This window comes from Streptomyces bobili, from assembly GCF_002154575.1.
GTDB classification, from domain to species: domain Bacteria; phylum Actinomycetota; class Actinomycetes; order Streptomycetales; family Streptomycetaceae; genus Streptomyces; species Streptomyces bobili.
Genome location: NZ_MUBA01000085.1, coordinates 1 through 17,077, shown reverse-complemented (window position 1 = coordinate 17,077; position 17,077 = coordinate 1). Strand labels below are relative to the sequence as shown.

The 17,077-nt window shown below is 72.8% G+C and carries 14 protein-coding genes; 6 read left to right on the top strand and 8 right to left on the bottom strand.

Annotation, left to right across the window (positions count from 1 at the left end):
• Positions 1 to 90 precede the first annotated feature (90 nt).
• The gene (locus BZL64_RS08085) at positions 91 to 1,437 is read left to right on the top strand and encodes a lanthionine synthetase LanC family protein (RefSeq protein ID WP_086767533.1); all 1,347 of its coding nucleotides are present in this window, start codon (positions 91 to 93) and stop codon (positions 1,435 to 1,437) included.
• Here the strand turns inward: BZL64_RS08085 and BZL64_RS08080 are convergent.
• The 5 genes from BZL64_RS08080 to BZL64_RS08060 form a co-directional block, all read right to left on the bottom strand.
• The gene (locus tag BZL64_RS08080; RefSeq protein ID WP_086767531.1) at positions 1,389 to 2,540 is read right to left on the bottom strand and encodes an XdhC family protein; all 1,152 of its coding nucleotides are present in this window, start codon (positions 2,538 to 2,540) and stop codon (positions 1,389 to 1,391) included. The genes BZL64_RS08085 and BZL64_RS08080 overlap by 49 nt on opposite strands.
• A gap of 79 nt (positions 2,541 to 2,619) precedes the next feature.
• Positions 2,620 to 4,077: an NCS2 family permease gene (locus BZL64_RS08075; RefSeq protein WP_086767529.1), complete on the bottom strand. Its 1,458-nt coding sequence runs from the start codon at positions 4,075 to 4,077 to the stop codon at positions 2,620 to 2,622.
• Between the two features lie 149 nt (positions 4,078 to 4,226).
• Entirely contained in the window at positions 4,227 to 6,626 is a 2,400-nt protein-coding gene (locus tag BZL64_RS08070) for a xanthine dehydrogenase family protein molybdopterin-binding subunit (RefSeq protein WP_086767528.1), read from the bottom strand.
• A 53-nt stretch (positions 6,627 to 6,679) separates the two neighbouring features.
• Positions 6,680 to 7,303: a (2Fe-2S)-binding protein gene (locus BZL64_RS08065; RefSeq protein WP_086767526.1), complete on the bottom strand. Its 624-nt coding sequence runs from the start codon at positions 7,301 to 7,303 to the stop codon at positions 6,680 to 6,682.
• Entirely contained in the window at positions 7,303 to 8,193 is an 891-nt protein-coding gene (locus BZL64_RS08060) for an FAD binding domain-containing protein (RefSeq protein WP_086767524.1), read from the bottom strand. The genes BZL64_RS08065 and BZL64_RS08060 overlap by 1 nt, the downstream gene beginning before the upstream one ends.
• Before the next feature lie 367 nt (positions 8,194 to 8,560).
• Here BZL64_RS08060 and BZL64_RS08055 point away from each other — a divergent pair, with 367 nt between their 5' ends.
• Both BZL64_RS08055 and BZL64_RS08050 read left to right on the top strand, forming a co-directional pair.
• Complete coding sequence (locus tag BZL64_RS08055) at positions 8,561 to 10,243, top strand: PucR family transcriptional regulator (protein WP_086767523.1); 1,683 nt, start codon at positions 8,561 to 8,563, stop codon at positions 10,241 to 10,243.
• 326 nt (positions 10,244 to 10,569) lie between these two features.
• Complete coding sequence (locus BZL64_RS08050) at positions 10,570 to 11,331, top strand: hypothetical protein (protein ID WP_208639387.1); 762 nt, start codon at positions 10,570 to 10,572, stop codon at positions 11,329 to 11,331.
• A 119-nt stretch (positions 11,332 to 11,450) separates the two neighbouring features.
• Here the strand turns inward: BZL64_RS08050 and BZL64_RS08045 are convergent, their stop codons facing one another.
• Positions 11,451 to 12,296 (bottom strand): GntR family transcriptional regulator, encoded by an 846-nt coding sequence (locus BZL64_RS08045; RefSeq protein WP_244205253.1) that lies wholly within the window; start codon positions 12,294 to 12,296, stop codon positions 11,451 to 11,453.
• A gap of 157 nt (positions 12,297 to 12,453) precedes the next feature.
• Between BZL64_RS08045 and BZL64_RS08040 the strand changes: the two genes are divergently transcribed.
• Both BZL64_RS08040 and BZL64_RS08035 read left to right on the top strand, forming a co-directional pair.
• Entirely contained in the window at positions 12,454 to 13,302 is an 849-nt protein-coding gene (locus BZL64_RS08040) for a (2Fe-2S)-binding protein (protein WP_086767518.1), read from the top strand.
• 303 nt (positions 13,303 to 13,605) lie between these two features.
• Complete coding sequence (locus tag BZL64_RS08035) at positions 13,606 to 14,649, top strand: DUF2637 domain-containing protein (protein ID WP_086767517.1); 1,044 nt, start codon at positions 13,606 to 13,608, stop codon at positions 14,647 to 14,649.
• 131 nt (positions 14,650 to 14,780) lie between these two features.
• On the opposite strand, the gene BZL64_RS08030 is transcribed toward BZL64_RS08035, so the two are convergent.
• Both BZL64_RS08030 and BZL64_RS08025 read right to left on the bottom strand, forming a co-directional pair.
• Complete coding sequence (locus BZL64_RS08030) at positions 14,781 to 15,236, bottom strand: ATP-binding protein (protein ID WP_086767625.1); 456 nt, start codon at positions 15,234 to 15,236, stop codon at positions 14,781 to 14,783.
• A gap of 395 nt (positions 15,237 to 15,631) precedes the next feature.
• On the bottom strand, positions 15,632 to 16,243 hold the full coding sequence (locus BZL64_RS08025; protein WP_086767515.1) for a hypothetical protein: 612 nt from the start codon (positions 16,241 to 16,243) through the stop codon (positions 15,632 to 15,634).
• Positions 16,244 to 16,486: 243 nt separating this feature from the next.
• Between BZL64_RS08025 and BZL64_RS08020 the strand changes: the two genes are divergently transcribed.
• Positions 16,487 to 17,077: helix-turn-helix domain-containing protein (locus tag BZL64_RS08020; protein WP_143663042.1), on the top strand; the 591-nt coding region annotated here is incomplete at its 3' end.

Genomic DNA, 17,077 nt, shown 5'->3' with positions numbered 1-17,077 from the left:
CGCGTGGGGCGTGAAAAGCCCGTTCCGGGCCGCCGTCCGTGCCCCCTTGGCCCCCTGGGCAGCCCCCTGTGCCCATGACAGGGTGACCCCATGACAGGCGTGGACGTGCGGGTGGAAGAGGTCGAGGCACTGGCGGGGGACGGCCTGCGGTGGCTGCTCGGTATCGCCCGGGAGACGGACGGCGGGGGGCTCGGATGGCCCGACGCCCCGTCAGGCGAGACGGTCGGGACGGACCTGTACACCGGGACCGCCGGGATCGTGCCCACGCTGCTGGAGGCGCGCCGGCACTTCGGGGACGACGCCTACGGCGACGCCGCCCTGCGCGCGGCACGCACCCTCGCGGTGGCCGCCGGGACCGGCGAGGACGACTCACTGTACTTCGGGCGCACCGGGATAGCCCTCGTCCTGCGGGCCGTCCACCGCGAGCTGGGCGACAGGGCCGCCGGAGCCGCCGCCGACCTGGCCCTGGCACGGGTGCGGTCCCGGTTCGACGGGACGCGCTGGGGCGAGCTGTTCGAGCTGATGGGCGGCAACGCCGGCATCGGCCTCGGCGCGCTCGCGGCGGGCGACACCGACCTGGCCGTACGGGCGGTGGAGCCTTATCTGCGAACGGCCGAGGAGACCGCGGCGGGCGTGCGGTGGGCGCACCGGCCCGGTATCGAGGCGCGGCTGCATCACATCTCGCACGGCACGCTCGGGATCGTGTACGGGCTGGCCGCGGTCGGCCGGGCGACCGGTCGCGCGGACCTCGTGGAGCTGGCGCGGGCCGGGGCCGCGGACGTCGTGGCCCGCGACGAAGCGGGCGGAACCGGTTTCCTGGTCCCGCACTCCGACCCGCAGTACCGGCCGGACGTGATCGAGCGGTACAGCTACGGCTGGTGCCACGGGCCGGCCGGGGACGCCCAGGTCTTCCGGCTGCTGCGGGACGTGCTCGCCGAACCGGTCTGGCAGGACCTCGCCGACCGCTGCTGGCACACCGTCACGCACTCCGGTCTGCCGAGCCGGCTGCGCCCCGGCTTCTGGGACAACCAGGCCCGCTGCTGCGGCACGGCGGGAGTGCTGGCGCTGGCCTGCGACCGGATCGCCGAGCAGGACGACCCGCCGGAGTTCGCGCGGGTCCTCGTCGCCGATCTGGTGACCCGGGCGACCCGTGACGCCGACGGCGCCCGCTGGTCCAACATCGAGCACCGGGCCGACCCCAGCGTCCTCGAACCACGGGCCGGCTGGGGTGCGGGCGGCGCGGGCATCGTGCGCGAGCTGCTGCGCTTCGTGCGGCTGAGCGAGACGGGCGACCCGCACTACGCGTTCGCCTGGCCGGACCAGCCGGTGGTCCGCCGGGGGACGGTCCGGACACCGGTCACCGCGCGGGCTCGGGGGACGGTCCGCGCTCAGGCGACCGAGCCGATCCTCCCGGCCGGCACGGACGCCGGGTCGTGATGGATGGGGGTGTGCGCCCCGGTCAGCGCGACGCCACTGCCGCCCCGCCGGTTCGCGACGATCTCCGCGGCGATGGACAGGGCGGTCTCCTCGGGCGTACGGGCGCCCAGGTCCAGCCCGATGGGTGACCGCAGGCGGGCCAGCTCCAGTTCGGTGACGCCGACCTCGCGGAGCCGTGCGTTGCGGTCCAGGTGGGTGCGGCGCGAGCCCATGGCGCCGACGTAGGCGACCGGAAGGCGCAGGGCGAGGCGGAGCAGCGGGACGTCGAACTTGGCGTCGTGGGTCAGGACGCACAGCACCGTCCGCGCGTCCACCCGCGTGCGCTCCAGGTACCGGTGCGGCCAGTCGACGACGATCTCGTCGGCCTCGGGGAAGCGGTTGCGCGTGGCGAACACCGGGCGGGCGTCGCACACCGTGACGCGGTAGCCGAGGAACCTGCCGATCCGCACCAGCGCCGAGGCGAAGTCGATCGCGCCGAAGACGATCATCCGGGGCGGCGGCACCGAGGCCTCGACGAGGACGGTGAGCGGGGCCCCGCACCGGGAGCCCTGTTCGCCGATCTCCAGGGTGCCGGTGCGGCCCGCGTCGAGGAAGGCGGCGGCCTCGGCGGCCACTGTGCGGTCCAGTTCCGGATGGGCGCCGAAGCCGCCGTCGTAGGAGCCGTCGGGGCCCACGAGCAGGGCGTGGCCCACGAGTTCGGCCGGGCCGCGCACGACGCGGGCCAGTGCCGCCGCCGTACCTGAGGCCGCGGCCCGCAGGCCGGCGGTGACGACCGGGCGGACCGGGTCGCCGGCGCGTACCGGGGTCACGAGGATGTCGATGACGCCGCCGCAGGTCAGTCCGACGGCGAAGGCGTCGTCGTCGCTGTAGCCGAAGCGTTCGAGGACCGGCTCCCCGTCGGCGAGGGCCTGTTGGCACAGGTCGTACACGGCGCCCTCCACACAGCCGCCGGAGACCGAGCCGATCGCCGTGCCGTCGGCGTCCACCGCGAGGGCGGCGCCGGGCAGGCGGGGCGCGCTGCCGCCGACGGCCACCACGGTGGCGACGGCGAAGTCACGGCCCTGCTCGACCCACCGGTTCAGCTCGTCGGCGATGTCCAGCATGTCTCGGTCTCCTTGACTGCGGTCGTGCGGAGGGCGGTTGCGGGTAGGGATGTGGTTGCGGTTGCGGTTGCGGTTGCGGCTAGTGGACGCCGAGCCAGCTCTCGATGGGGTTGAGGGCGAAGTACACCAGGAAGATCACCGTCAGCACCCACATGAAGGCGCCGATCTCCCTGGCCCTGCCCTGGGCGGCCTTGACGGCCACGTACGAGATGACGCCGGCCGCGACGCCCGCGGTGATCGAGTAGGTGAACGGCATGATGACGACGGTGAGGAAGACCGGGACGGCGGTGGCCCGGTCGGACCAGTCGACATGGCGGGCGTTCATCATCATCATGGCGCCGATGACCACCAGGGCCGCGGCGGCCACCTCGCCCGGCACGATCGCCGTCAGCGGGGTGAAGAAGAGGCAGGCCGCGAAGAACAGGCCGGTGACGACCGAGGAGAGACCGGTCCTGGCGCCCTCGCCGACGCCGGTCGCCGACTCGACGAACACGGTCTGGCCGGAGGCGCCCGCGACGCCGCCGATCGCGCCGCCGGCGCCGTCGACGAACAGCGCCTTGGACAGGCCCGGCATCCGGCCCTGTTCGTCGGCGAGTTTCGCCTCGGTGCCGACGCCGATGATGGTGGCCATCGCGTCGAAGAACCCGGCGAGCACGAGCGTGAACACGATCATGCCGACGGTCATCGCGCCGACCTCGCCCCAGCCGCCGAACTCGACGTGGCCGAGGAGCGAGAAGTCGGGCATCGAGACGGCGCTGCCGTGCAGTTCGGGGGCGCCGCTCGCCCACTGCTTCGGGTCGATGACGTCCAGGGCGTTGAGCAGGACGGCGAGTACGGTGCCGCCGACGATGCCGATCAGGATGGCGCCGGGGATGCCGCGTGCCTGGAGCATGAAGATGGCGAGGAGGGTGACGGCGAACAGGAGCACGGGCCAGCCGGCCAGTTCGCCCGCAGGGCCGAGCGAGACGGGGGTGGCCTTGCCCTGGTGGACGAAGCCCGCCTTGTAGAAGCCGATCAGGGCGACGAACAGGCCGATGCCCATGGTGATCGCGTGCTTGAGGGCGAGCGGGATGGCGTTCATGATCATCTCGCGGAGGCCGGTGACGACCAGCAGCATGATGACCACGCCGTAGATCACGCACATGCCCATCGCCTGGGGCCAGGTCATCTGCGGGGCGACCTGGGAGGCGAGGACTCCGGAGACGGAGAGGCCGGCGGCGAGCGCGAGGGGCACCTTGCCGGCGAAGCCCATGAGCAGGGTGCTGAGGGCGGCGGCGAACGCGGTCGCGGTGATCAGGGCCTGCTGGCCGAGGGTGGCCCCCGACGCGTCCTTGCCGGACAGGATCAGGGGGTTGAGCAGCAGGATGTACGCCATCGCCATGAAGGTGGTGACGCCGCCGCGCACTTCACGGGTGAGCGTCGATCCTCGCTGGGATATGTGAAAGTACCGGTCGAGCCAGGACCTGCCGGCCGGGACGCGGGTTCCCTCGCCCGCGTCTTCGGCTGTGGTCCTGGGTTCCAGGGACTGCTGGGTCATGGTGCCGTCTCCCAAGGTTCACAGGGACACCCGCTGTTGCCGTCGGCGGTCGCGGGATTTGGGATGTGCACGACCCGGGGGACGGCCCAGGGCGAACAGTTGGGGGCCCGGGGCGCGAACTCGGCGCGCCTCGGGCGGACCTACCGAGATCAGTCCGTGGAAGGAGCTGTTCCGGTGAGGTGTTCGGGCCGGACAGGTGTCCTGTTCAGCTCCAGTCCGGTGGCGTCGCGGATCGCCGCGAGCACCGCCGGGGTCGAGGACAGGGTCGGGGCCTCGCCGATGCCGCGCAGCCCGTACGGGGCGTGGTCGTCGGCGAGTTCGAGGACGTCGACCGGAATGGTCGGCGTGTCGAGGATGGTCGGGATCAGGTAGTCCGTGAAGGACGGGTTGCGCACCTTCGCGGTCTTCGGGTCGACGATGATCTCCTCCATCACCGCGATGCCCAGCCCCTGGACGGTGCCGCCCTGGATCTGGCCGAGGACGGACAGCGGATTGAGGGCCTTGCCGACGTCCTGGGCGCAGGCCAGTTCGACGACCTTGACCATGCCCAGTTCGGTGTCGACCTCGACTACCGCGCGGTGCGCGGCGAAGGAGTACTGCACATGGCCGAAGCCCTGGCCGGTGCGCAGGTCGAAGGGTTCGGTGGGCCGGTGGCGCCACTCCTCCTCGACCTCCACGGCCTCGTCGCCGAGGACGTCCACCAGGTCGGCGAGCACCTCGCCGCCGTCTGTGACGACCTTGCCGCCCTCCAGCAGCAGTTCGGCGGTGGCCCAGGCCGGGTGGTAGGAGCCGAACTTGCGGCGCCCGATGTCCAGCACCTTCTCCCTGACCAGCTCGCAGGAGTTCTTCACGGCGCCGCCGGTGACGTACGTCTGCCGCGACGCCGAGGTCGAACCGGCGCTGCCGACCTCGGTGTTGGCCGGATGGATGGTGACCCGGGCGACGCCCAGCTCGGTGCGGGCGATCTGCGCGTGCACGGTGACCCCGCCCTGGCCGACCTCGGCCATCGCGGTGTGCACGGTGGCCACCGGCTCCCCGCCGACGACCTCCATCCGCACGCGGGCGGTCGAGTAGTCGTCGAAGCCCTCGGAGAAGCCGACGTTCTTGATGCCGACCGCGTAACCGATTCCCCGGACGACACCTTCACCGTGCGTGGTGTTGGACAGACCGCCGGGCAGCTGCCGTACGTCCGCGCCCTCGCTGGACTCCCACTGGCGCTCCGGCGGCAGGGGCATCGCCTTGACACGGCGCAGGAGTTCGGCGACCGGGGCCGGGGAGTCCACGCTCTGGCCGGTCGGCAGGACCGAGCCCTGTTCCATGGCGTTGCGCTGCCGGAACTCCACCGGGTCCAGGCCCAGTTCCTTCGCCACCTTGTCCATCTGCGCCTCGTAGGCGAAGCACGCCTGGACCGCGCCGAAGCCGCGCATCGCGCCGCAGGGCGGGTTGTTGGTGTAGAGGGCGATGGCCTCGACCTCCACGTCGTCGACGACGTACGGGCCGACGCCGAGGGAGGCCGCGTTGCCGACGACGGCCGGGGATGCGGAGGCGTACGCGCCGCCGTCGAGGACGATGCGGCACTTCACGTGGGTGAGCCGGCCGTCCTTGGTCGCGCCGTGCTCGTAGTACAGGCGGGCCGGGTGGCGGTGGACGTGGCCGAAGAAGGACTCGAAACGGTTGTAGACGATCTTGACGGGTCTTCCGGTGCGCAGTGCCAGCAGGCAGGCGTGGATCTGCATGGACAGGTCCTCGCGTCCGCCGAAGGCGCCGCCGACGCCGGCCAGCGTCATGCGTACCTTGTCCTCGGGCAGGCCGAGGACGGGCGCGATCTGGCGCAGGTCGGAGTGGAGCCACTGGGTGGCGATGTAGAGGTGGACGCCACCGTCCTCCTCGGGCACGGCGAGACCGGACTCGGGGCCGAGGAAGGCCTGGTCCTGCATGCCGAAGTAGTACTCGCCCCTGACGACGACGTCGGCCTTCGCGGCGGCCCTGGTGACGTCGCCGCGGACGATGGGCTGGCGGTGGACGATGTTGGGGTGCGCGACATGGCCGACGTGGTGGTCGTCGCGGCCCTCATGGATGTGGATCGCGTCGGGGGCGGTCGCGGAGGCCTCGTCGGTGATGACGGGCAGTTCGCGGTACTCGACCTTGATCTTGGCGGCGGCCCGGCGGGCGGTCTCCGGGTGGTCGGCGGCGACGATCGCGACCGGTTCGCCGTGGTGGCGGACCTTGCCGTGGGCGAGGACGGGGGTGTCCTGGATCTCCAGGCCGTAGTTGCGCACCTCCGTCGGCAGATCATCGTAGGTCATGACGGCGTACACGCCCGGCAACGCGAGGGCCTCGGCGGTGTCGATGGAGACGATCTCGGCGTGCGCGACCGTGGAGCGCAGGATCTGGCCCCAGAGCATGTCCTCGTGCCACATGTCGGAGGAGTACGCGAACTCGCCGGTGACCTTGAGGGTGCCGTCCGGTCGGAGCGTGGACTCGCCGATGCCGCCCTTGGTCCCCGAACCCTGGGTGATCTTGGTGGGGACGCCGTTGGGGGAGGACATCGTGCTGTTGGAGGACCTGGAGGACCTGGAGGATTTGGAGGTTGCAGACACCGTCAGACCGCCTCTCCCTGCCGGGCGGCCGCCAGGCGGACCGCGTCCATGATCTTCTCGTAACCGGTGCAGCGGCACAGGTTGCCCGAGAGCGCCTCGCGGATGTCCGCGTCGGTCGGGTCCGGGTTGCGTTCCAGCATCTCGTCGGCGGCGACCAGGAGTCCGGGGGTGCAGAAGCCGCACTGGACGGCCCCGGCGTCGATGAACGCCTGCTGGACCGGGGAGAGTTGGGCGCCCTCACCGGTGTGGGAGTCCTGCGGCCTCGCCGCCCAGGCCTTGGCCTCGTCGAGGGAGACACCCTGCGGCGCGCTGTCCGGGGTGGCGTCCGTGTGGCCGGCGCAGGCGCCCGCCCCGGTCCCTGTTCCGCAGGAGCGCTGCTTGGCGAAGTCCGCGAGTCCCTCGACGGTGACGACCTCGCGGCCCTCGACCTGGCCTGCGGCGACCAGGCAGGAGCAGACCGGCACGCCGTCGAGACGGACGGTGCAGGAACCGCATTCGCCCTGTTCGCAGGCGTTCTTGGAGCCGGGCAGGCCGAGCCGCTCGCGCAGCACGTACAGCAGGGACTCGCCCTCCCACACGTCGTCGGCCTCCTGCGGGCGTCCGTTGACGGTGAAGTTGACGCGCATCACGCAGCTCCCTCGGTCGTGCGGCGGGCGCCGCGGTACGACTCCCAGGTCCAGGTCAGGGTCCGGCGGGCCATGACGCCGACGGCGTGACGGCGGTAGCTCGCGGTGCCGCGGACGTCGTCGATCGGGTTGCAGGCGGCGGCGCACAGGTCGGCGAACTGCTTGGCGACCGACGGGGTGATGATCTTCCCGTTGTCCCAGAAACCGCCTTCGTCGAGCGCGGCGTCGAGGAACTCCTCCGCGGTCCTCGCCCGGACGGGGGTCGGCGCGGCCGAGCCGATGCCGGTGCGGACGGTACGGGTCTCGGGGTGCAGGGCCAGTCCGAAGGCGCACACCGCGATCACCATGGCGTTGCGGGTGCCGACCTTGGAGTACTGCTGGGGGCCGTCGGCCTTCTTGATGTGGACGGCGCGGATCAGCTCGTCGGCGGCGAGCGCGTTGCGCTTCACTCCGGTGTAGAAGTCGTCGATGGGGATGCGGCGGGAGCCGCGCACCGACTCGACCTCGACCTCGGCGCCGGCCGCGAGGAGGGCGGGGTGGGCGTCACCGGCCGGGGAGGCGGTGCCGAGGTTGCCGCCGACGCCGCCGCGGTTGCGGATCTGCGGGGAGGCCACCGTGTGCGAGGCGAGGGCCAGGCCGGGCAGTTCGGAGCGCAGGTTCTCCATGATCTGGGTGTAGGGGACGGAGGCACCGAGCCGCACGGAGTCCTCGCCGACCTCCCACTCGTACAGGTCGCCGATCCGGCCCAGGTCGATGAGGTACTCGGGCCGCCGGTGATCGAAGTTGATCTCGACCATCACATCGGTGCCACCCGCAATCGGCACGGCGGTGGGGTGCTCGGCCTTCGCGGCGAGCGCCTCCTGCCAGCTGGCGGGGCGAAGGAAGTCCATGACCGGCTCTCTTCTTGGTCTGGTGAGTCGTTCGGTTCGAGCCAGATCGGGTGCGGCGGTCCCGGCTCGTTCATGTGCTGTTCACGCGGATCGTCGTCAGTACACCGCGCCGTACTCCGCCCGGGTCAGTCACGGAAACCATGAAGGAGTTGGCTGGTCGGGGCGGTCATCTTGTAGATTCGTATGAACGGAGGCCATCGGTAACCTCCCAGTTCTCCCGTGGAAACACGGGAAACAACCCGGCAATCTGAGAACGCCGCTCGCGAGGGTGGACACGAGGGCCGGGAGCCCGTCGCCGGGGCCCGCTCGCCCCGCGACTCCTCACCCTTCATCGTAGATTTCCGGACAAAGAACGGCGGCGACGAGAATGCGGCTGCGCGCACTGCTGGACACCGACGCGCTGGGCCTGCGGCTGCTCGGCGGCCAGGAGGAACTGGACCGCACGGTACGCGGGGTCATGACCACCGACCTGCGCGACCCGAGCCGCTACCTCTCCGGCGGTGAGCTGGTCCTCACGGGGCTGGCCTGGCGCCGGGACGCCGCGGACTCCGAGCCTTTCGTACGGCTCCTGGTGCAGGCCGGGGTGGCCGCGCTCGCCGCCGGTGAGGCCGAGCTGGGCGATGTGCCCGACGATCTGGTCGTGGCCTGCGCCCGGCACCGGCTGCCGCTGTTCGCGGTGAACGAGTCGGTGGCGTTCGCGACGATCACCGAACACGTCGTACGGCAGGTGTCCGGGGAGCGTGCCGGGGACCTCGCGGCGGTCGTCGACCGGCACCGCCGGATGATGACCTCGGGACCGGCGGGCGGCGGCCCGGACGTGGTCCTGGACCTGCTCGGCTCCGACCTGGACCTGCGGGCGTGGGTGCTGTCCCCCGCGGGCCGGCTCGTCGCGGGCCCGAAGACGGCGGGGCCGGTGCTCGCGGCGGACGTGTGCGCGAAGCTGGCGGCCGAGCAGCTGGCGGCCGTCCGCACCGGCCGGCGGGGCCCGCACCGGGTGATCCTCGGCGGTGCCACGTACTCGCTGTTCCCGATCCGCAGCAGCGGGCGCGCCGCGCAGGCCGTCCACGCGGCGCGGGACGTGCGCGAGACCGTCCTGTCGGACTGGCTGCTCGCCGTCGAGGCGGACGCCGGGGACTGGGCGGATGAACGCCTCGACCTGCTCCAGGGCGTCACCCAGCTCATCTCGGTCGAGCGGGACCGGCGGGACGCGGCGCGCACGGTGCGCAGACGGCTCGCCCAGGAGATCCTCGAACTCGTCCAGACGGGCGCGGCGCCCGCCGAGATCGCGGCCCGGCTGCGGGTCGCGGCGCCGGTGCTGCTGCCGGGGCTGGGGGCCGCGCCGCACTGGCAGGTGGTCGTGGCGCGCGTCGAGTGGAACGGCGGGGAGATCGAGGGCGGCCCGGTCGCCCAGTCGCTCCTGGAGGAGATCCTGGTCGACCCGCGGGCCACCGGGCCCGAGCCCTCCGACCGGATCGCCGTCGCCCACACCGGGGACGAGGCGATCGCCCTCGTCCCGCTCCCGGCGGTCTCCAGCGAGCACGACGGCTCCGAGGCCGGCGTCCTCGCCGACGCCCTCCTGGCCTCCGTACGGGAACCGCTCGCCGCGGGTCTCGACGGTGACGGCCGGGTCACGCTGGGCGTCAGCGCGGCGGTGCACTCGGCCGAGGGGCTGCGGGGCGCCCTGGAGGAGGCCCGGCACGCCCGCCGGGTGGCGGCGGCCCGTCCGGGCCGGGTGTGCGCGGCGGGCCACCAGGAGCTGGCCTCGCACGTCCTGCTGCTCCCCTTCGTCCCCGACGACGTGCGCCGGGCCTTCACCGCGCGCCTTCTGGACCCGCTGCGCGAGTACGACCGCCGGCACCGCGCCGAGCTGATCCCGACGCTGGAGGCGTTCCTGGACTGCGACGGCTCCTGGACCCGCTGCGCGTCCCGGCTCCACCTGCACGTCAACACGCTGCGCTACCGCGTCGGCCGCATCGAGCAGTTGACGGGCCGTGACCTCTCGCGGCTCGAGGACAAGCTGGACTTCTTCCTGGCACTGCGGATGAGCTGAAACCTGTGGGGCACCGGAGTCCCCCGACTTTGTGAAAAGCTTCACCCGCCCCCTTGGCCCGGTGCCGTGATCCGTGTTGAGATGCGGCCACCACTCATGGCTCAACGGTGTGCTGGGCCTGTCCTTCGGATCAGGTCGGTAGTGAGGGGCGGTGCCTTGGCATGCCGGTGAGCGGGACCGGGTGCGTGCAGCCGCAGGACGGACGAGGGAGTCGACGCGGAGCGTCGGGGACCGAGGACGACGCCGCGGATGTGCGTGCCCGGCCCCGCGACTCGAGCTGATCCGAAGGACAGGACCCTGGGGAGGGCAACGTGGCGTATTCCGCCATGTCTGGCAATGGAAGTTCCGCTGGTGACGATCCCCTCCAGACAGCGGTGTGGCGGCTGCGCTCGCGGGCCTGCTGGGCCGACGCGGCGGCACTGCTTCCGCCGGACAGCGCGGCGGGGGCCGTCCAGCGGGCCGCTCTCCTCGTGGAACGGTGTCTCTACACCGAGCAGGGCTGGCAGGAGGCGGAGGACGCGCTGCGGACGGCGGAGGCGCTGGCCCACACCGACGAGGAGCGGGGCGCCGCCGCTTGTGAACGCGGACACTTGGCGTACACGGCGACGGTGCACGGGGTGCGTGACCGGGCCGACGAGGCGCGGGCCGCGCTCGGCCGGGCCGCCGCGCTGATCCCCGCGGACGCGGCGGGGCGGCCCCTGCTGGACTTCCGGCGCGGGCTGCTCGCGGAGAACCTGACCCGTTCCCCGCAGTCCGCGCGCGCGGCCTACCGGCGCGCGCACGCGGCCGCCGCGGCCCGCTCCGATGCGCTGCTGCTGTCCTTCACCTGGCGCCATCTCGCGGGCCTCGCGCTGCGGGACGGGGACACGGCCGAGGCGCGTCACGGTTTCGCCGAATCCCTGCGTATCCGCGAGGAGTTGGGCTACCTGGTGGGTACGGCTCCGGCCCTGGTGTCCCTGGCGGACGCGGAGACCGAGCCCGAGGCGTCCCGCCTGCGCGAGGAGGCACGGCGGCTGTTCCGCCTCCTGGGCGGCGTACCGACCTGGCTGGCACGGCAGTTGGCGGCACCGCCGGCGGCCACGGCGTAGGGGTTGGGGGGCGACCGGACCGGCCGGTGACCTCGTGGTGGAAGCGGGCCGACGCAGGCAACTGCCGGTCCGCGAGGGGCGGTTCGGCTCCGCCGGTCTCCGGTCAGGTCCAGGGTCCGTCAGCGCGGGCCCGCGCAGTGCTCCCGCACGAGCGCCTGGACCACGTCCACGTCTCCCGCCCCCAGCGCCTCCAGCAGCGTCAGGTGCTGCGCCGCGTCCGCCATCAGGTCGGCCCGGCCGTGCGACACGGGGCCGCCCACGAGCGGCCACTGGGACCGGCGGTGCAGGTCCTCCGCCACGGAGACCAGCTGGTCGTTGCCGCACAGGGCGAGCACGGCGCGGTGGAAGGCGCGGTCGGACTCGGCGTACGTCGCGCGGCAGCCGGAGGCCGCGGCCCGGACGGTCGCCTCGGCGAGGGGGCGCAGTTCCGTCCAGCGTTCGGCGGGGACGGTGCGGGCGAGCCGCAGCATCACGGGGACCTCGATCAGGGCCCGCACCTCGGCCAGTTCGGTCAGTTCGCGCGTACCGCGCACGATCACCCGGAACCCCCGGTTGGGCACGACCTCGACGGCGCCTTCCAGGGCCAGCTGCTGCATCGCCTCGCGGACCGGGGTCGCGGAGACGCCGAACTGCTCGCCGAGGGCGGGCGCCGAGTACACCTCGCCGGGTTTCAGCTCACCGGTGACGAGCGCCGTGCGCAGGGCGTCGAGGATCTGGCCGCGGACGGAGGACCGCTGGACGACGGGCCGGGGGCGCGGGAAGGGCGTCTCGCTGTGGGTGTGCTCGCCGCGTACGGCTCCCGCACCGCCGTCCGGGCCGGAGATCCGACCGCCGACGGCAGGGCCGGGGCCGGGCATACCTCGGTCCCGGTCGCGGTCCCGGTCCCCGACCCGCGGCTGCGCGGGCACCCGCGGCCCCGCGCCGGGGATTCCCGTGCCGGCAAAGCCCTGCGCGCTCCGCTCCACGGGTCCTCCTCCGGACGTGTCGGTACTTGGGGTCATTACGGCTGGTTGTTACTCGCCCGTCAAGCACCTTAGGCGTACTCGCCGTCAGTTCAAATCCCGAACATGTTCGGTAAGGTAAGGCTTACCTCGCCCTCACTGCTGGATCGGTGGTCCCGGTATGCCCCTACGCCCGTCGGCCATGACGGACGCGTACGTCCGCCTCGCCGAGGTCTACCCGGGCCTCACCGTCAGGGAACTGGGGCACGGCGAGCCGGCCCCGCGCGGCGGCGGCTGGGTGTCGGCCGCCGCGCTCGCGGAGGGCGGCGCGGACCTGGACGCCTTCCTGGCCTGGGACGACGCCCAGGTGGTGCGCGACTACGGGCAGTCGGCCCGGCCTGACGTCGTGGCGAGCTTCGGGCTGCACCGGTACGCCTGGCCCGCCTGCCTGCTGATCACCGTCCCGTGGTTCCTGCACCGCCGGGTCCCCCGCCTGCCGGTGACCCACGTCTCCTGCGACCGCACCGGTGGCGGGATGCGGATGGCCGTCCGCGCGCCCGAGTCGTTCGCCTGCCTGCCGGGCGACTCGGCGGCGGCCCTGCCCGGCGCCCGAGTGGTCCCGGACGAGGAGGCGCTGCGCGCGCAGGTGCGGGCCGCCGTCGCCGAGCACCACGAGCCGGTGCTGGCGGGCTTCGGCCCGCGTACCCGGCGGCGCGGCCGTGCCCTGTGGGGCATGGTCACGGACGATGTCATCGAGGGCCTCTGGTACGTCGCCGAGCTGATCGGCGGCGGCGAGGGCGACCGCGCCCGGCACGAACTGGAGCTGCTGCTGCCGGGTGCGACCCGGCCGTACGTCGGCTCGGCGGCCTTCCGGGATCTGACCGGTCCGGACGGGGAGCCGCTGCCCACCCGGGACCGGGCGAGCTGCTGCATGTTCTACACGGTGCGCCCCGAGGACACCTGCGCCACCTGCCCGCGCACCTGCGACGCGGACCGGGTCGCCAAACTCGTCGCCACCGCCGCGAGTTGAGGCACCCTCAGGACGGCCCGGCATCCCTGGTCCCGTAAGATCACCCGAACGAGACCCCTGGCGCTCATCACGGTTGTTTCACAACTTCCTCACCGACCACGGGAACTTTCCGTGGAACCGCCCGTACGGGTAGTCTTATTCGAACTCAACTCCCGCCCCTCAAGCGCCAGTTCGAGCAGATCGTCGCCCTGGGCATTCCCTTGCACCTCCTTGGCGGCCTCTTGCCCCGAAACACCCTGAGCGGCGGCGGGATTGGGCCACTATGGCGGGCGTTACGCCCTATCCCAATGCAAGGGACCCCAGATGAGACTGACCGACATATCGCTGAACTGGCTGCTTCCGGGCGCCGTGCTGCTCCTGGGCATGCTGGCGGCGGTGGCGGTGCTCGCGCGCGGAAAGCGCTCCTCAGGGGACGCGAGCGACGACTCGTGGGAGCGCACCGAAGAGCGCCGCAGGCGCAAGGAGGCCATATACGGCACCGCCTCCTACGTCCTGCTGTTCTGCTGCGCGGCGGTCGCCGCCGCGCTCTCCTTCCACGGACTGGTCGGCTTCGGCCGGCAGAACCTGAACCTGACCGGCGGCTGGGAGTACCTCGTGCCGTTCGGCCTCGACGGGGCGGCGATGTTCTGCTCCGTGCTCGCCGTGCGCGAGGCCAGCCACGGTGACGCCGCCCTGGGCTCCCGGATACTCGTATGGACGTTCGCGGGCGCCGCGGCCTGGTTCAACTGGGTCCACGCCCCGCGCGGTCTCGGCCACGACGGCGCCCCGCAGTTCTTCTCCGGCATGTCCCTGTCGGCGGCCGTCCTCTTCGACCGCGCCCTGAAGCAGACCCGCCGGGCCGCACTGCGCGAGCAGGGCCTGGTGCCGCGTCCGCTGCCCCAGATCCGGGTCGTGCGCTGGCTGCGGGCCCCCCGCGAGACGTACAGGGCCTGGTCGCTGATGCTCCTGGAGAACGTGCGCAGCCTGGACGAGGCCGTCGACGAGGTGCGCGAGGACAAGCGGCAGAAGGAGACGGCACGTCTGCGCCGCCGCGAGCAGGACCGTGTGGAGCGCGCCCAGCTCAAGGCGATCAGCCGCGGTCACCGCGGGTTTCCCGGCCGTGGCGGCCGGCAGCTGGAGGCCCAGGCCTCCCTGGAGCGGGCCACGGAACGCGTTCCCGCGGAGCCTGCCATAGCGGCGAGCGCGCCGGAACAACTGCCCGTGCGTTCGCGGCCCTCCCTCCAGCCCGTCCGTCAGAGCACTGACCCGATCACCGTCGACCTCACGGCGGAGGACGACACGATGGCCCTGCCGCGTCTGGACTCCCTGGAGCGCAAGCTCAAGGACCTGGAGCAGCAGTTCGGCTGACCGGCCGTCACCAGCGGTCACGGGAGGGGGGCGCGACCACATCGGTCGCGCCCCCCTCCCGTTGCCCCGCGGTCTCGTTGCCCCGCGGTCTCGTTGACCCCGCGGTCCCGTTGCCGGCCCGGTCCCACCGCTCACGCCATCTCGGCACCCAGTTCGAACCAGACCGCCTTCCCGATCCCGTGCGGCCGTACGCCCCACGCGTCGGCGAGGGACTGCACCAGGACCAGGCCCCGGCCGTGCGTGCCGTCGCCGGTGTCCGGTCTGCGCGGCTGCGGACGGCCGGCCACGAAATCCCGTACCTCCACCCGTAGTCCGTCCGGTCCGACGGTCGCCGTCAGCACCGCCTCCCGATCGGTGTGGACGAGCGCGTTGGTGACGAGTTCGCTGGTGAGCAGTTCGGCGGTCTCCGACTGCCCCGGCCTGCCCCAGTGCCGCAGCAGTTCGCGCAGCGCCCGGCGCGTCTCGGGTACGGCCCTCAGGTCGGCCCGCCCGAGTCTTCGCCGGAGCTGGGACGTACGCCCCCGCTCGCCACCGCCGTCCGCCGTGTCCTCCACTGCCTGCGTCCCCGCCGAGGTGTTCGCGATCATGGTCGAACCGCTGCCTCGTGCCTGCCTCTTCATGACCCCCGCCCGCGTGCCGATGTCGGTTCCCCTCCTGCTCGAACACGTTCACGGGATGCTTGCCCTCTCGGGCGGCGGGCCAGTCATGTCCGATCGCCGACGACCAGGTGTTCGGCCATGTCCCGGCGGGCTCCGGGACCGCCCCGCCGAAGGGCCGCGCGGTGGCGGCGCTGCCCGGCCCCGGCATCGGCGCGCGAAGTTGGCCGGAATCAGCTCTACTCGGCGCGCTCGATCCGTGGACCCGTGTCGCGCGCGGCGGGCCGTCCGGTCGTCGGCGTCGTCATGAGTGCGGGGCCGCCGGCCCTCCCGACCCCCGTGGCGGGAGGGCCCGCGGCCCCGTCTCTCTTCGGTTGGCCGAGCGGTCAGCGGAGCTTGTTGACGGCCGTGGTCGTCGTCTTCTTGAAGGCCTTCACCGGCGCGTCCCCGAAGTCGCCCATCTGTCCCCACTGCACAAGGGTCACGGTCCGGCCGTCACGGCCGAAGGACAGCAGGTGGATGTCGGTGGCGCCCCAGGAGGTCTCGGTGTGCAGGCCGTGGACGCGGGCGCCCTCCTCGACCGCGATGCTGCCGTAGTCCTTCACGGCGGCCTCGGTCTCGGGATCGTTCTGCTCGATCTGCGTGGCGCAGGTGCGCATCTCCTTGTTCAGACGGGTCTGGAGCGCCTTCGCCTTCGACGCGCTGCCGACGACGACCGTGACCTGTACGGCGCCGGTGTCGAGGTCGGTGCGGAACTCCCGGTGGCGGGCGTCGTAGCCGGGCAGCGCGTCCGTCACGCAGTTGAGCAGCGAGTCCGGGACGCCGTTCTTGACCCGGTCGGCCGTCCAGGCCGAGGACGGGTGCGGCGGAAGGTCCCTGGCGGCGAGGAATCCCGGCGCCTTCGGGGCGGCTCCGGCCGGTACGGCGAGTACGGTGCCGAGGGCGAGGCCCGCGGCGGTGAGGGCGGTGAGTGCTGTCGTTCGGGTGCGGTCGGGCATGGGTGTCCCCCGTGAGTGAGTGCTGTCGCCACGCGTGGTTCGTTACCGCCGCCGGGAGTCGCGGATGGCCGGCCCGGCTCCGCTCGGCGGCGACGGCACCAGCATCGGCGCCGCCGCGGCCCGGAGCAAGATCCGGCACCCGGTCGGCGGGCATGGAACCATCCCAGCCCATCTGACGTGCAGGTATATGAGTGCCTGGGATGGCACCCGGCCGGACGCAACGACGGCGAGTCAGGAGGAACGGTGTCGACCGGTGACGGCGTGGACGAGGTCGCGGAGTTCGCGGCACTGCTGACGGAGCTGAAGGAGCGCACCGACCGGAGCTACGGCTCCCTGGCGCGCCGCCTCGGCATGAACACCTCCACGCTGCACCGCTACTGCGCCGGCGAGGCCGTACCGCAGGACTTCGCCCCCGTGGAACGGCTCGCGGAATTCAGCGGGGCGACACCGGAGGAACGACTCGAACTGCACCGCCGGTGGCTGCGGGCCGTGGCGGTCCGCCAGGCGGCACGGCCTCGCACAGCCACGACGGCGGTACCGGAAGCGGCAGTACCGGAAAGGGCGTTACCGGAGGCGGTGCTACCGGATGTCGGGTTGGGCGGCGGGCCCGCCCGGCCCTGGTACCGGCGTCGGCGGACCGCGCTGCTCGCCGCCGTCACCTGCGCGCTGCTCGCGACGCTCGGCACACTGTCCGCGCTCCCGGCCGACCGCTCGCCGTCGGCCTCCTCTCCCTCGCCGTCGTCCTCGGCGGACACGTCCGGCTCCGCACCCGCCCGTACGACGGCCCCGGCGGCCCCGCGTCCCTCGCCGACGGCCTCCCCGAACCGCTCGTCC

Excerpts from the sequence above, each read along its gene's own strand:
- BZL64_RS08080 (WP_086767531.1), bottom strand. The coding sequence starts at position 2,540 with ATGCTGGACATCGCCGACGAGCTGAACCGGTGGGTCGAGCAGGGCCGT.
- BZL64_RS08025 (WP_086767515.1), bottom strand. The coding sequence starts at position 16,243 with ATGCCCGACCGCACCCGAACGACAGCACTCACCGCCCTCACCGCCGCG.
- BZL64_RS08060 (WP_086767524.1), bottom strand. The coding sequence starts at position 8,193 with ATGGACTTCCTTCGCCCCGCCAGCTGGCAGGAGGCGCTCGCCGCGAAG.
- BZL64_RS08040 (WP_086767518.1), top strand. The coding sequence starts at position 12,454 with ATGCCCCTACGCCCGTCGGCCATGACGGACGCGTACGTCCGCCTCGCC.
- BZL64_RS08055 (WP_086767523.1), top strand. The coding sequence starts at position 8,561 with ATGCGGCTGCGCGCACTGCTGGACACCGACGCGCTGGGCCTGCGGCTG.
- BZL64_RS08035 (WP_086767517.1), top strand. The coding sequence starts at position 13,606 with ATGAGACTGACCGACATATCGCTGAACTGGCTGCTTCCGGGCGCCGTG.
- BZL64_RS08070 (WP_086767528.1), bottom strand. The coding sequence starts at position 6,626 with ATGTCCTCCCCCAACGGCGTCCCCACCAAGATCACCCAGGGTTCGGGG.
- BZL64_RS08085 (WP_086767533.1), top strand. The coding sequence starts at position 91 with ATGACAGGCGTGGACGTGCGGGTGGAAGAGGTCGAGGCACTGGCGGGG.
- BZL64_RS08030 (WP_086767625.1), bottom strand. The coding sequence starts at position 15,236 with ATGATCGCGAACACCTCGGCGGGGACGCAGGCAGTGGAGGACACGGCG.
- BZL64_RS08075 (WP_086767529.1), bottom strand. The coding sequence starts at position 4,077 with ATGACCCAGCAGTCCCTGGAACCCAGGACCACAGCCGAAGACGCGGGC.
- BZL64_RS08065 (WP_086767526.1), bottom strand. The coding sequence starts at position 7,303 with ATGCGCGTCAACTTCACCGTCAACGGACGCCCGCAGGAGGCCGACGAC.
- BZL64_RS08050 (WP_208639387.1), top strand. The coding sequence starts at position 10,570 with ATGTCTGGCAATGGAAGTTCCGCTGGTGACGATCCCCTCCAGACAGCG.